The organism is Massilia sp. FBCC-B171 (assembly GCF_059134155.1).
Genome location: NZ_CP101443.1, coordinates 2,137,600 through 2,150,391, shown reverse-complemented (window position 1 = coordinate 2,150,391; position 12,792 = coordinate 2,137,600). Strand labels below are relative to the sequence as shown.

The window sequence follows — 12,792 nt, the reverse complement described above, 5'->3', positions numbered from 1 at the left end:
ATCTGCTAAAACTTGTACTATTTTCTCATTCTTATCGCACGCCACCTTGCGCCCCATGCCCGCCACCGCCGCCGCACTCCCCTTGCAGGTCCCCGAATTCGCCCTGTATGGCGAGACCACGCGGGGTACGGACGCCGAAGCCGTCCATATCGAGCTGATCGAGACGCGCAGCCGCAAGTACGACTGGCATATCGGCACCCACACCCATGCCGGCCTGTTTCAGGTACTTTTTTTACTTGGCGGACAGGTTCGCGCGAACATCGATGGCGCGCTCTGGGAGTGCGAAGCCCCGGTCGCGCTGACGGTCCACCCCTCCCTGCCCCACGGCTTCGATTTTTCCGAAGAAGCCCATGGCTATGTGCTGACGGTCGACCAGAACATGCTGTTCGCCGCCGCCGGCCACGAGGGCGACCTGTTTTCCTCGCTGTTCGTGCAGCCGCTGGCAATTGGCCTCGGCGCGGCGCCCGAGATGGTGGCGCGCATCGAGGCGCTGCTGCAGAACCTGATCTTCGAGGCCGCCTGGCCGCGCCACGGCCACACCCTGATGCTCGAATGGCTGGCGAGGAGCGCGCTGCTGATGCTGGTGCGGGTCCAGGCCGAGCGCCACATCGCCGACAGCTCGGGACGCGGCGACTTCGAGTTGTTTTCGCGCTTCCGGGTCGAGGTCGAACGCCACTACAAGGAGCAGTGGCAGGTCGGCCAGTACGCCGACTCCCTGCGCGTGGCGACGGCGCGCCTGAACCGGCTGTGCGTCAAACTGGCAGGCAAATCGGCCTTCGAAATTACCCAGGACCGGCTGATGTTAGAGGCCTGCCGCAAGCTGACCTATGTGCCGGCGGGGGTGGCGAGCATTGCGTATGAGCTGGGCTTCCAGGACCCGGCCTACTTCAGCCGGCTGTTCAAGAAGCTGGTCGGGGTAACGCCGAAGGAGTTCCGGCGCCGGCAGCAGGACGTAGGGTGGGCGGCTCCACCCTGACATCCGAACCGACGCGGCCTTTGCGCCGCCCACGCGTTCAACCCAGGCATGCGCCGACGCGACGCCGGCATCACGCCGCCCGGTCAATCCTTGCACGCGCATTCGCCGCCACATCCTTCAGCCACGGTTTGTCCTCACGCCAGCGCTCGGCAAAGGCCTGAATCGCGGGCAGGTGCTGCAGCGAGGCGCCGAGCATGTCCAGCCCATCCATGAACATCCTGCGGTGGCGCTCGCTGAGCGTGAAGCGCACCGTCCCCGCCGCGCTGGCGACCTCGAGGCGCTCGACGTCGACCCGCACCTGCAAGGGCACCGGCGAAGCTGCAGCCAGCGCCTGCAGGCGTTGCATGTAATCCTCCGGTACGGTTGCCAGCATCAGCCCGTTGTTCATCGCATTCGAATAAAAAATCTCGCCGAAGCTCGACGCGATGACGGCGCGCACGCCGAACTGCTGCAAGCCCCAGACCGCGTGCTCGCGGCTCGATCCGCAGCCGAAGTTGGCGCCCCCCAGCAGGATAGGCACCCCTGCATACTCAGGCTGGTTCAGCACGAACTCGGGACGCGGCGTGCCGCTACCGTCGAAGCGCAGGTCGTACAGGATGCCGCCTGCCAGGCCGGCCTTGTCGATGCCGCGCAAGAACTGCTTGGGGATGATCTGGTCGGTGTCCAGGTTGGCGATCGGAAGCGGCGCGGCGCTTCCCTCGATGATGGTGTTCTTCATGGCTGGTACTCCAGGAGGGTGCGCACGTCGGTGATCTTGCCGGTCACGGCGGCAGCAGCGGCCATGGCGGGGCTCATCAGGTGGGTAATCGCCCCGCGTCCTTGCCGTCCTTCGAAGTTGCGGTTGGTGGTCGAGGCGCAGCGAACGCCGGGTGCGAGGACGTCGTCGTTCATGGCCAGGCACATCGAGCAGCCGGGTTTGCGCCACTCGAATCCAGCCGCGATCAGCTGTGCGGCAATGCCTTCGCGCTCGGCCTGCTCGCGCACCGCGCCCGAGCCGGGCACCACCATTGCACGCACACCGGGCGCCACCTTGCGGCTGCCCACCACCTCGGCCACGGCGCGCAGGTCTTCGATCCGCCCGTTGGTGCAGGAGCCGATGAAGACGTGCTGGATGTCGACGCCCGCGAGCAGCGTGCCGCTGGCCAGGCGTGCGTACGCCAGCGCGCGCGTGTCGGACGCGTTCTGCGGCTGCGGGATGCGTCCCGTGACCGGCATCGCCTGGTCTGGACTGGTGCCCCAGGTGACGATCGGCGCCAGGCCGGCGGCGTCGAATGCATGCTCGATGTCGAAGCGGGCATCGGCGTCGCTGGCAAGCAGGGCCCAGTGCGCCAGCGCCCGTTCGCGCAGGGCGTCGTCGGCCGCGATGTCGGGGCAATGGGCGAGCACGTAATCGATGGCCGTCTGGTCGGGCGCGATCAGGGCGCCGCGGGCGCCGGCTTCGACCGCCATATTGCACAGCGTGAAGCGCGCCTCGACGCTGAGCGCTTCAATCGCCGAACCGCAGAATTCGACGACATAGCCGCGCGCGCCCTGGGCGCCAATCCGGGCAATGACCATGAGGATCAGGTCTTTGGCCGTCGTCCCCGGCGGCAGGTGGCCGTCGATGCGGATGCGCATGTCGCCGGCCAGCCGGTAGACCAGGGTCTGGGTCGCCAGCAGGTGCTCGACTTCGGTGGTGCCGATGCCGAAGCCCAGCGCGCCGAGCGCGCCGTAGGTCGTGGTGTGGCTGTCGCCGCAGATGACCACCATCCCGGGGCGGATCATGCCGTGCTCCGGCGCGATCACGTGTTCGATGCCCTGGAAACGGTCATTCGTATCGAACAGCGGGATGCCGTGCCGGTCGCAATTGCGTTTCAGGTTGCTGGCCTGGAGCGCGGAATCGCCGTCCGCGATGATGCGCAGCTTGTCCGCATGGGTCGGGATGATGTGGCTGACCGTGGCCACGTTCTGCCCCGGATACAGCGTTGTCAAGCCACGTTCGTGAAGGCCGGCGAAGGCCTGCGGGCTGGTGTACTCGTTCATCAGGTGCAGGTCGGCGTACAGCAGGACGTTGTCCGCGTCGAGCTGCACGACCGTGTGCGCATCCACCAGTTTTCGGTAAAGGGTCTTGCTCATCTGGGTGTCCTGCTTGCGTTATTCGGCGGTGATGCCGCGTTGCTTGATCAACTTGTCCCAGGAAGCGAGTTCCTGGCTCAAGCGGGCCTGGGCCTGCGCCGGCGTGGTGGGCAGCGGGTCGAAGCCGTCCTTGACCAGCTTTTCTTTCAGCTGCGGCGAATTGATGGCCTGGTTCAGCGCGCCATTGAGCTTGTCGATGATCGGCTTCGGGGTTCCGGCCGGAGCGAAGACGATGAACCAGGTCTCGAAGCTGTAGCCGGGCGCGCCCGATTCCTGCAGGGTCGGCACGTTCGGCAGCAGCGGCGAACGCTTCGGGCCAGTGACGCCGATGGCCCGCAGCTTGCCGCCGTTCACGTGCGGCACGACGGCCGACAGCACCGGGAAGCTCATGTGCACCACGCCGGCCATGGTATCGACCAGGGCCGGGCCGCCGCCCTTGTACGGGATGTGCATGATCTCGGTGTTGGTGACGTCCTTGAACAGTTCGGCCGACATGTGGAAGGTACTGCCCGGGCCGGCCGAACCGTAGGTGTAATGGCCGGGCTTGGCTCTCACGGCGGCCAGCAGTTCTTTCGTGTCCTTGCCGGGGAACGCGGGATTGACGACCAATACGTGCTGCGAGCTGGCGACCAGGCCGATCGGCGCCAGGTCTTTCAGGGTGTTGTAGGGCATCTTGGCGAACAGCGATGGGTTGATCGCCAGCGACACCGTCTGCAGCCCGATCGTATAGCCGTCGGGCGCGGCCTTGGCCACCGCATCGACGCCGATATTGCCGCCCGCACCCGCCTTGTTCTCGACGTAGAAATTACCGCCAGCAGCCTTCGCCCATTCGTCGGCAATCCGGCGCGCGACGATGTCGGCGCTGCCGCCGGGCGCATACGGCACTACCAGGCGGATAGGGCGCGACGGGTAGGTCTCGGCGTACGCAAACGTCGTGGCGCAGGTCGCGAGTGCAAGCAGGGCAAGTTTGATTTTCATGGGTCTCCTCCGATGGATGGAATGTCGTTTCCGGATCGCTGCCGGATGTCACCATGATATTCAAAACAAGAACTCGTATAATAAATATTTACTAACTATATTCGGTCGCAGGAGTTACGAATGGATGGACTCGATGACATCTCCTTTTTTGCCGTCGTGGTCAAGCGTGGCAGCCTGGCCGCCGCCGCGCAGGAACTCGGCGTCACGCCGCCGGCCGTCAGCAAGCGCCTGGCCGCGATCGAAGCGCGACTGCGCGTGCGCCTCCTGAACCGCACCACGCGGCGCATGAGCCTGACGCCCGAAGGCGAAACCTGGCTCGGCGAAGGCGAGCGGCTGGTGGCGGAACTGGAAGCGCTCGAGCGCAGGATCTCGGGCGGCAGCGTCGTGCCGCAGGGCCTGCTGCGCCTGAACGCCACGCTCGGTTTCGGCCGCAAATTCATCACGCCCGCGCTGTCGCGCTTCGCCCGCGCCTACCCGGAAGTCGAGGTGCAGATGCACCTGAGCGACCGGCCGGTGAACCTGGTAGAGCAGGCCTTCGACCTGGCGATCCGCTTCGGCGAACAGCCCGACGCGCGCATCACCGCGCGCAAACTGGCCGACAACCGGCGCTTCCTGTGCGCCTCCCCGGACTACATCGCCGCGCACGGCATACCGAACGCTCCGCGCGACCTGCCCCGGCACAGCTGCATCGTGCTGCGCGAGAGCGACGAGATCTACGGCAGCTGGCATTTCCGATCCGGCACGCGCCAGGAAACGGTCAAGGTGCGCGGGCCGCTGAGCACGAACGACGGCGAAGCGGCGCTGTCCTGGGCACTGGACGGCCACGGCATCGTGCTGCGCTCCGAATGGGAAGCCGCCCCCTACCTGCGTTCGGGGCGCCTGGTGCTGCTGTTAGAGGACTGGAACGCGCCACCGGCCGACATCTACATCCTGTTCCCGACCAAAAGCCATTTGCAGGCCAAGACCCGGGCCATGGTGGACTTCATGCTCGATGCGTTTGCGGACAAGCGGCGCACGGAGCGCGGCGGCAGCGGCTGGCTGTGGTAAACCTCGCGTAGCGTCAGCGCCTGAAGTCTGCCTGCAACAGGCCGTAGACACAGTGGTCGACAAACACGCCGTTCAGGCAACTGTCCTGGCGCAGCAAGCCTTCGCGCACGAACCCGAGCCTTTCGGCCACGCGCATGCTCGGCACATTGTTTGTGGCGCAGCGCAGTTCGATCCGGTTCAGGCCGAGCGGACCGAAACACCAGGCCAGCACCGCCTGCAGCGCCGCGGTGATGATGCCCTTGCCCGTGTATTCGCTTCCCAGGAAATAGCCGATGCCCGCCTTGCGGTCGTCGTGATCGATATCCTTCAGGCGCACCGAGCCGCACAAGGTGTCGCCTGCAAACAGATGCCACTCGAAGATCTCGCCCTCTTGCGCACGGACGACGGCGCGCTCCAGGTGGGCACGCGCCGCCTCGGGTGTGGCCAGGGTCGCGACCAGCGGCAGCCAGGCGTGCAGGTGTTCTCGATCGTGGCGGACCAGGACCGCGAGCATACCGGCATGCCCAAGCGTGACGGGGACGATGGCGACGCCGGTGCCGGTGTCGAGGGCTACGGGTTGCGTGCAGGTCAAAGTAAAGCTCCCAGTTCCACTTGAATCTTGATCATCGCCGGCAGGCAGCGCTCGACCATCTGCTCGACCGGCAGGCGTCCCGCATGCACGCTGACGTTCATCGCCGCCACCACCTCGCCCCTGAAATTCCTGAGCGGCACCGCGATCGTGCGCAGGCCCAGTTCCAGTTCCTGGTCGACCAGCGCATAGCCTTGCGCACGCGCGCGGGCGATCTCCAGCGCCAGGCGCTCGCGGTTGACGATCGTGTGCTGGGTGATCGGTTCAGGATGGGCGCGTTCGAGAAAGGCCTCGATCTGCGCCTGCGGCAGGCTGGCCAGCAGCATGCGCCCGTTCGCCGTGCAATAGGCCGGCACGCGCGTGCCCGGCTGCAGCGTGGCCGACACCAGCTGCCCTGCGCTCACCGCCGCCACGCAGACCAGCTGGTCGTGGTCGAGCACGCCGACGGATGCCGCCTCGCCCAGCGAATAGGCCAGCCGGTACAGCAGCGGCTGGGCGATGCGCGGCAGGCGCGCCGAATGCAGGTAGCTCTGGCCGAGGCGCAGCACGGCGGGCGTCAGCGAAAACAGCTTGTTCTCATGGCGCATATAGCCCAGGTGGGTGAGCGTGATCAGGTAGCGGCGCGCGGCCGCGCGGGTCAGGCCGGTGGCGTCCGCCACCTCGGCAATGGTGAGGCGCGAGCGCTCCTGGTCGAAGGCTTCGATGACCTTCAAGCCCTTTTCCAGGCCGGCGACGAGGTCGCGTTCGAGTGGCGGTGCGGGCGTTTCAAGCATGGCAAGCAAAAAGGATATCGATTTGTGCGAGTATCGCACAAGGTGTGCGCACTGCGGATATCCTCGCATCTTCGCCGCTTGTGGTCGAGCCGGGACAGGCCTACCATTTTCACTATCGACAAGACCACTGAAGGAGACAGGCCGTGAAATTCGATCCCATCGAAGCAGGCGTTTACCCCGAGCTCATCTACCCCGCCTACAAATCGACCGTGCCGCGCGGGCCGAAGCAGCCGAACCTGCGCATCGAGGCGCTCGTGCCCGTCACGCAGAACATCGTCACGACGCCGCGCCTGCTGCTGCCGAACGACACCGATCTCACCAAGCACGGGCAAAGCGAGCCTCTCGGCGAAAAGATCGTCGTCACCGGCCGCGTGGTCGATGAAGACGGCAAACCGGTGCGCAATTCCCTGGTCGAAGTCTGGCAAGCCAATTCGGCCGGGCGCTACTGGCACAAGAAAGACCAGCATGCCGCCCCGCTCGACCCGAATTTTTATGGCGTCGGCAAAATGCTGACCGACGACGATGGCCGCTATCGCTTTGTGACGATCAAGCCCGGCCCCTACCCGTGGGGTAACCACGACAAGGCCTGGCGCCCGGCGCACATCCACTTTTCGCTGTTCGGCAACGTGTATGCCCAGCGCCTGGTGACGCAGATGTATTTCCCGAGCGATCCGCTGTTCGCCTATGATCCGATCTTCCAGAGCGTGCCGGACGAAGCAGCGCGCCAGCGCCTGGTGTCGCGCTTCAGCCTCGAGCAAACCGTCGGCAGCGAGATGCTCGGCTACGAATTCGATATCGTCCTGCGTGGACGCGACGCCACGCCGATGGGCCTGTAAGGAGACGAATCATGAGCAAATCTATGACCAACATCACCACCTCGCAAACCATCGGCCCCTTCTCGCACGAAGCCTGGCAATGGGCGGTCGACGCCTGCACGCCGGCCAACGTGAAGTCGAGCGCGCCGACGATCAACATCAGTGGCGTCATCTACGACGGCAACGGCGCGCCGATTAACGACGCCCAGATCGAAGCCTGGACACCCAGCGCTGCAGACGCGGAAAACGAACATGCGATCCCTGGTTTCCGCCGCGTGCCGAGCGGCGAAGCGGGCGAATTCTCGCTGTGCATCTCGCAGACTGAAGCTGCAACGCGCGGCGAACCGGTGATGTACGTGACCGTCTTCGCGCGCGGCCTGGTCAAGCACCAGTTCACGGCCGTCTTCCTGGAAGACGACGCGGGCCTGTCGCAATCGGCGATACTCGGGCAGGTGCCGGAAGAACGCCGCGCCACCCTCCTCGCGCGCAAAACCGGGGAGAACGCCTACACCTGGGACATCTGGATGCAGACCGAGAAGGAAACCGTCTTCTTCGATTACGTATGACCCGGGAGCGGCATCACAAGGGAAATCCATGAGCGTATCGATCTTCGACAGTTTTCTCACGACCTCCGACATGATTGCCGCCTTCGACGACGCGGCGATCGTCGGGGCGATGTTTCGTTTCGAGGCGGCGCTGGCCCGGGCGCAGGCAGAGGAAGGATTGATTCCGCTTGCCGCCGCCAGCGCGATTGCGGGCGTGTGCAACGCCCAGCTCTACGACATCCCGGCCCTGATCCACGCCGGCCGGCGCGCCGGCAGCCTGGCCATCCCGCTGGTCAAGGAATTGACGCGGACGGTGGCGCTGTATGACGAAGCCGCGGCGCGCCATGTTCACTGGGGCAGCACCAGCCAGGACGTGATCGACACGGCGATGGTGCTGGTCACGCGCGACGCACTGCAGCTGCTCGACGATGGCCTCTCGGCGCTGTGCGCGCACTTGCTGGCGCTGGCGGAGAACAATCTCGCCACGCCGGTGCTGGCGCGCACGCTGATGCAGCCGGCCCAGGTGACGAGCTTCGGCTTCAAGGCCGCCGGCTGGCTGGCCCCGCTGGTGCGTGCGCGTGAATCGCTGCGCGCGGCCAGCACGCGCGCCTTGCAACTGCAACTGGGCGGCGCGGTCGGCACCCTGTCGGTGATGAAGGAACAAGGCGCCGCGGTGGCCGAACGCATGGCCGCGCAACTGGGCCTGAAGGTGGCCGACGCCGCCTGGCATACCCAGCGCGACGAATGGGTGCGGCTCGGCCTGGAAGTGGCGGTCCTCTGCGGCAGCCTGGGCAAGCTGGCCACCGACCTTTCCCTGATGGCGCAGGGTGAAATCGCCGAACTGGCCGAACCCTCGGGCAACGGCCGCGGCGGCTCCTCGGCCATGCCGCACAAGCGCAATCCCGTCTCCTCGATGATCGCCCTGGCCGCCTCGCGCCGCACGCCCCAGCACGCAGCGGCGCTGCTGGCCTGCATGGACCAGCAGCACGAACGGGGCCTGGGCAACTGGCAGGCCGAACTGGCCGAGTGGCCGCCGCTGTTTTTATCGACCCACGGCGCCTTGCACGCGCTGAACGAGGCCTTTGCGGGTCTTGGCGTGGACCGCGAACGCATGCTGGGCAATATCGCCTCCTTGCAGGGCCTGGTGTTTGCCGAAAGCGCGTCGAGCTACCTGGCCGGCGCGATGGGGCGTCCTGCGGCGCACGCGCTGCTGGAACGCCTGACCGGGCAAGTGAACAGCGAAGGACGCCGGCTCGACGCGCTGCTGATCGATGCCGTGCAGGCGGACCCGCAGCTCGCCGCGCACGTCGACCTGAAGCAGCTCGCTACCCTGTTCGACCCGGTCGCCGCCCTGGCGCCGGCACGCCGCCTGGCCGAGGGCCAGCTCGCAAGCCTGCGCAAGCGCATGGCCGCGCTGGACGCTTCCCAACCTTTTCGAGAGTGATGAACAATGAGTTTCGATCCGATTGACCACGATTTCGAACGCGGCCTGCAGAACCGCCGCAGCGTTCTGGGCGACGAATGGGTCGACCGTTCGCTGAACAAGGCGACCAGTTTCAACGCCGACTTCCAGAACCTGATCACGCGCTTCGCCTGGAACGAGATCTGGGGCCGCCCCGGCCTGGAGCACAAGACGCGGCGCGCGATCGTCCTCGCGATCACCATCGCTCTCGGCCGCTGGGAAGAATTCGAGCTGCACGTGCGCGCCGCTCTCCTCGGCACCGAGGGCAGCAAGCTGACGCCCGACGAGATCAAGGAAATCCTGATGCAGTCGGCGATCTACGCCGGCGTGCCGGCCGCGAACACGGCCTTCACGCATACGCTGGCGATCCTGCGCGAAGTCGGGGAGCAGATCGGCTATGTGCTGGAACCGGTTTCGCCTGTTTCGGTGGTTCACTCCGGCGTCGGGCGCGAAGGCCGCACCGCCAGCAGCCCTGCCCTGCACTACAGCGTGCGCGAGCCTGCCAACGGCAAGGCGCCGCGCCACACGATCGTGCTCAGCCACGCGCTCGGGTGCGACCTGACGATGTGGGACAGCCTCGCCAATCAGCTGGCGACGGACTGCCGCGTCATCGCCTACGACCAGCGCGGGCATGGCAGCTCGGACGCGCCAGATGCCGCCTACACGATGGCTGACCTGGCCGACGACGCCGCGCGCCTCTTGCGCGAACTCGATACCGGGCCGGTGGTGTGGGTCGGCCTGTCGATGGGCGGCATGGTCGGGCAGGAGCTGGCGCTGCGCCATCCGGCGCTGGTGCGGGCACTGGTGCTGGCCAATACCACGAGCGGCTATCCCGAGGCGGCGCGCGCCGTGTGGGCCGAGCGTATCGCCACCGTGCGTGCGTCCGGCATCGAGGCGATTGCGGATGCAGTCATGGGGCGCTATTTCCACGATGCGTTCCGGGCGCGGAAGGCGGCGACCGTGGCGCGTTTCCGGCGCCGGCTGGTGACCTCGGATGCGGTGGGGTATGTCGGGTGCTGCCATGCGGTGGGCGGCGTCGATACGACTTCGCGGCTGGGACAGATCGGGGTGCCGACCCTGGTGATTGCCGGGGAGCTGGACCAGGGGACGCCGGTGGCGATGGCGCAGGCGCTGGCGGAAGCGATTCCGGGAGCGCGGCTGGAAGTGCTCGACGGGGCTTCGCATTTGAGCGCGATCGAGGAGCCGGAGGCGTTTGCGGCGACTGTTGTGGGATTTGTGGCGGATCTCTGATGCATTGATCGGCTGAGCTGACGCCGGTTGAACGCGTGGGCGGGGGACCCGCCCACCCTACGGGTCACGCACCGCCGTCGCGGGTTTCGTAGGGTGGGCACTCCGTGCCCACGCGGTACGGGCGCATTCTCTTGGCACGCGCCCGCGCCGCCACCCATCACAAATCCAGCACCAGCACCTTCGTCTTCGCCCGCGAACAGCAAGGCGTGAACTGGTCGTTCGCCGCCTGCTCTTCCTCGGTCAGGTACATGTCGCGGTGATCCGGAACGCCCTCGATCACGCGCGTCAGGCAGGTGCCGCAGACGCCCTCCTCGCATGAATACGGAATGTCGACGCCCGCCTCGGCCAGCACCTTGATCACCGTGGTCCCGGTCGGCACCGTGAATACCTGGCCGCTGGAGGCCAGCTTCACGTCGAAGGGCTGGTCGCCGGTGGTGTCGACGGCGGCGGCGCTGAAGTATTCGACATGCTGCTGCGCTTGCGGCCAGCCCTGCGCCTTGGCGGTCCCGAGCACGTACTCGATGAAGCCCTGCGGCCCGCAGACATACAGGTGGGTGCCGGGCTGCGGGTTCGCCAGCAGCGCCGCCATGTCGAGCTTCTGGGACGCGTCGCCGCTGTCGTAATGGAAGTGCACCAGGTCGCGCAGGTGCGATTGGCCGAGGCGTTCCTTGAAGGCCGCCTTCTCGGGCGAGCGGGCGCAGTAGTGCATTTCGAACGCCGCACCCTTTGCCGCCAGGGTTTCGGCCATCGCCAGGATGGGCGTGACGCCGATGCCCCCGGCCAGCAGCAACGTGCGCTCGGCGTCGACCAGCGGGAAGTGGTTCTTCGGCGCGGAAATCGTCAGCACCGTGCCGACGTCGATGCGGTCGTGCATGGCCTCGGAACCGCCGCGCGAGTCGGCGTCACGCAGCACGCCGATCTGGTAGCGGTGGGTTTCACCAGGCGGATTGCAGAGCGAGTACTGGCGCACCAGGCTGCCCGGCAGGTGGACATCGACGTGGGCGCCCGCCTCGAACGCAGGCAGCGCGCCGCCGCTCGTGGGCACCAGCTCGTAGCTGCAGATGCCGTCCGCTTCATTGTGCTTGCTAGCGACTTTCACTTCAATTGTGCTCATGCGGTGATCTCCTTGGTCTGTTCTTTCGCCAGCCAGGCATCGATGATGCGGCGCGATTGCACGCCGCCGGCGTCGATATTCAACATCAAGAGTTTGCGCTCGGGGTGGCGCAGGATGTTCTGCTGCTGCAGTTCCAGCATCTCGCGGTCTTCGCCGAAGATCTTGCCCTGGCCTTCGCGGATGGTGTTCGTCAGCGCTGGATCCTGCGGCTTGAAGTTGCGCGCCATTCCCCAGAAATACCAGTGCGAGGTCTCGGTCTCGGGCGTGATGAAGTCGACCACGATGCTCGATGCCTTGTGCGCGGCGTCGGCGTGGTAGCCGCCCTTGCCCGCATGCGCGACGCCCACTTCGATCATCACGTGGCTCGGCGCGTTGAAGCGGCAGATCTGCCAGCGGTCGACCGGTACATCGTCCGCCAGTCCGTTGCCGCGCAGGGCCGCCTGCCAGAACGGCGGCGGCATGATGTTTTCCATGAAGCGGCTGGTGATGACTTCTTCGCCCTCGACCTTGGTTGTCACTGTCGCCTCGTCGATTTCCTTCTGGCCGATCGAAGACGCATGGACATAGGTTTCGTGGGTCAGGTCCATCAGGTTGTCGACCATCAGGCGGTAGTCGCAGTTAATGTGGTACAGGCCGCCGCCGTAGGCCCACTCGGGATTCTCGGCCCACTCCAAATGATGGATGGTGGCGGGGTCGGCCGCTTCCTTGTCGCCGGTCCAGACCCAGATGAAGCCGTAGCGCTCCTCGACCGGATAGCTGCGGATGCAGGGGAAGCCGCGCACGCGCTGGCCGGGCATGCTGATCGTCTTGCCGTCGCAGCCCATTTCCAGGCCGTGGTAGCCGCAGACGAGCGAGCCGTCGCGCACGAAACCGAGCGAGAGCGGCGCGCCGCGGTGCGGACAGAAATCCTCGACCGCGGCGACTTTGCCGCCTTGGCCGCGGTAGAACACGATTTTCTCGCCGCAGATCTGGCGGCCCAAAGGCTTGCTTTCGATCTCGTCGGGCGTGCAGGCAACATACCAAGCGTTTTTCGGGAACATCCTTGTCTCCTTTCGAGCGTCTAACAAAATCGCCATGGCGGCGTTGCATCGTCTCGCCGTACTAGCGTACTGTCTTCGACGATGCGCCTTGCCCTGACGATTTTGTTA

13 protein-coding genes are annotated in these 12,792 nt (G+C 66.1%); 6 read left to right on the top strand and 7 right to left on the bottom strand.

The window, feature by feature from the left end; translation table 11 throughout:
• The first annotated feature begins 55 nt into the window (after window positions 1-55).
• The gene (locus tag NMB41_RS09845) at window positions 56-976 is read left to right on the top strand and encodes a helix-turn-helix domain-containing protein (RefSeq protein ID WP_494382268.1); all 921 of its coding nucleotides are present in this window, start codon (window positions 56-58) and stop codon (window positions 974-976) included.
• A gap of 70 nt (window positions 977-1,046) precedes the next feature.
• On the opposite strand, the gene leuD is transcribed toward NMB41_RS09845, so the two are convergent.
• From leuD to NMB41_RS09830, 3 genes are read right to left on the bottom strand one after another with little or no spacing between them, the layout of a single operon-like run.
• Window positions 1,047-1,694, bottom strand: a complete 648-nt coding sequence (leuD, locus tag NMB41_RS09840; protein ID WP_494382267.1) for a 3-isopropylmalate dehydratase small subunit — start codon at window positions 1,692-1,694, stop codon at window positions 1,047-1,049.
• On the bottom strand, window positions 1,691-3,091 hold the full coding sequence (gene leuC / locus NMB41_RS09835) for a 3-isopropylmalate dehydratase large subunit (protein WP_494382266.1): 1,401 nt from the start codon (window positions 3,089-3,091) through the stop codon (window positions 1,691-1,693). The genes leuD and leuC overlap by 4 nt, the downstream gene beginning before the upstream one ends.
• A gap of 18 nt (window positions 3,092-3,109) precedes the next feature.
• Window positions 3,110-4,069: a tripartite tricarboxylate transporter substrate binding protein gene (locus NMB41_RS09830; protein ID WP_494382265.1), complete on the bottom strand. Its 960-nt coding sequence runs from the start codon at window positions 4,067-4,069 to the stop codon at window positions 3,110-3,112.
• Between the two features lie 120 nt (window positions 4,070-4,189).
• Here NMB41_RS09830 and NMB41_RS09825 point away from each other — a divergent pair, with 120 nt between their 5' ends.
• Window positions 4,190-5,116 (top strand): LysR family transcriptional regulator, encoded by a 927-nt coding sequence (locus NMB41_RS09825; RefSeq protein WP_494382264.1) that lies wholly within the window; start codon window positions 4,190-4,192, stop codon window positions 5,114-5,116.
• A gap of 13 nt (window positions 5,117-5,129) precedes the next feature.
• Here NMB41_RS09825 and NMB41_RS09820 read toward each other — a convergent pair whose 3' ends face one another.
• Both NMB41_RS09820 and NMB41_RS09815 read right to left on the bottom strand, forming a co-directional pair.
• On the bottom strand, window positions 5,130-5,687 hold the full coding sequence (locus tag NMB41_RS09820) for a GNAT family N-acetyltransferase (protein WP_494382263.1): 558 nt from the start codon (window positions 5,685-5,687) through the stop codon (window positions 5,130-5,132).
• Entirely contained in the window at window positions 5,684-6,457 is a 774-nt protein-coding gene (locus NMB41_RS09815) for an IclR family transcriptional regulator domain-containing protein (protein ID WP_494382818.1), read from the bottom strand. The genes NMB41_RS09820 and NMB41_RS09815 overlap by 4 nt, the downstream gene beginning before the upstream one ends.
• A gap of 143 nt (window positions 6,458-6,600) precedes the next feature.
• Here NMB41_RS09815 and pcaH point away from each other — a divergent pair, with 143 nt between their 5' ends.
• The 4 genes from pcaH to pcaCD are packed head-to-tail and all read left to right on the top strand — an operon-like array spanning window position 6,601 to window position 10,530.
• A complete protein-coding gene (gene pcaH, locus NMB41_RS09810) occupies window positions 6,601-7,293 on the top strand; it encodes a protocatechuate 3,4-dioxygenase subunit beta (protein WP_494382262.1) in 693 nt (230 codons plus the stop codon).
• A gap of 23 nt (window positions 7,294-7,316) precedes the next feature.
• Window positions 7,317-7,838 (top strand): peptidase associated/transthyretin-like domain-containing protein, encoded by a 522-nt coding sequence (locus NMB41_RS09805; RefSeq protein ID WP_494382817.1) that lies wholly within the window; start codon window positions 7,317-7,319, stop codon window positions 7,836-7,838.
• Window positions 7,839-7,866: 28 nt separating this feature from the next.
• The gene (gene pcaB / locus NMB41_RS09800) at window positions 7,867-9,261 is read left to right on the top strand and encodes a 3-carboxy-cis,cis-muconate cycloisomerase (protein ID WP_494382261.1); all 1,395 of its coding nucleotides are present in this window, start codon (window positions 7,867-7,869) and stop codon (window positions 9,259-9,261) included.
• A gap of 6 nt (window positions 9,262-9,267) precedes the next feature.
• Entirely contained in the window at window positions 9,268-10,530 is a 1,263-nt protein-coding gene (pcaCD, locus tag NMB41_RS09795; protein ID WP_494382260.1) for a bifunctional 4-carboxymuconolactone decarboxylase/3-oxoadipate enol-lactonase PcaCD, read from the top strand.
• 157 nt (window positions 10,531-10,687) lie between these two features.
• Here the strand turns inward: pcaCD and NMB41_RS09790 are convergent, their stop codons facing one another.
• Both NMB41_RS09790 and NMB41_RS09785 read right to left on the bottom strand, forming a co-directional pair.
• Entirely contained in the window at window positions 10,688-11,644 is a 957-nt protein-coding gene (locus tag NMB41_RS09790; protein WP_494382259.1) for a PDR/VanB family oxidoreductase, read from the bottom strand.
• Window positions 11,641-12,684, bottom strand: a complete 1,044-nt coding sequence (locus tag NMB41_RS09785; RefSeq protein WP_494382258.1) for an aromatic ring-hydroxylating dioxygenase subunit alpha — start codon at window positions 12,682-12,684, stop codon at window positions 11,641-11,643. The genes NMB41_RS09790 and NMB41_RS09785 overlap by 4 nt, the downstream gene beginning before the upstream one ends.
• Window positions 12,685-12,792: the final 108 nt, after the last annotated feature.

What these genes read in the sequence shown, in the direction of transcription:
- NMB41_RS09845 (WP_494382268.1), top strand. Translation starts at nt 56, where the DNA reads ATGCCCGCCACCGCCGCCGCACTCCCCTTGCAGGTCCCCGAATTCGCC.
- leuD (WP_494382267.1), bottom strand. Translation starts at nt 1,694, where the DNA reads ATGAAGAACACCATCATCGAGGGAAGCGCCGCGCCGCTTCCGATCGCC.
- leuC (WP_494382266.1), bottom strand. Translation starts at nt 3,091, where the DNA reads ATGAGCAAGACCCTTTACCGAAAACTGGTGGATGCGCACACGGTCGTG.
- NMB41_RS09830 (WP_494382265.1), bottom strand. Translation starts at nt 4,069, where the DNA reads ATGAAAATCAAACTTGCCCTGCTTGCACTCGCGACCTGCGCCACGACG.
- NMB41_RS09825 (WP_494382264.1), top strand. Translation starts at nt 4,190, where the DNA reads ATGGATGGACTCGATGACATCTCCTTTTTTGCCGTCGTGGTCAAGCGT.
- NMB41_RS09815 (WP_494382818.1), bottom strand. Translation starts at nt 6,457, where the DNA reads ATGCTTGAAACGCCCGCACCGCCACTCGAACGCGACCTCGTCGCCGGC.
- NMB41_RS09805 (WP_494382817.1), top strand. Translation starts at nt 7,317, where the DNA reads ATGACCAACATCACCACCTCGCAAACCATCGGCCCCTTCTCGCACGAA.
- pcaB (WP_494382261.1), top strand. Translation starts at nt 7,867, where the DNA reads ATGAGCGTATCGATCTTCGACAGTTTTCTCACGACCTCCGACATGATT.
- pcaCD (WP_494382260.1), top strand. Translation starts at nt 9,268, where the DNA reads ATGAGTTTCGATCCGATTGACCACGATTTCGAACGCGGCCTGCAGAAC.
- NMB41_RS09790 (WP_494382259.1), bottom strand. Translation starts at nt 11,644, where the DNA reads ATGAGCACAATTGAAGTGAAAGTCGCTAGCAAGCACAATGAAGCGGAC.
- NMB41_RS09785 (WP_494382258.1), bottom strand. Translation starts at nt 12,684, where the DNA reads ATGTTCCCGAAAAACGCTTGGTATGTTGCCTGCACGCCCGACGAGATC.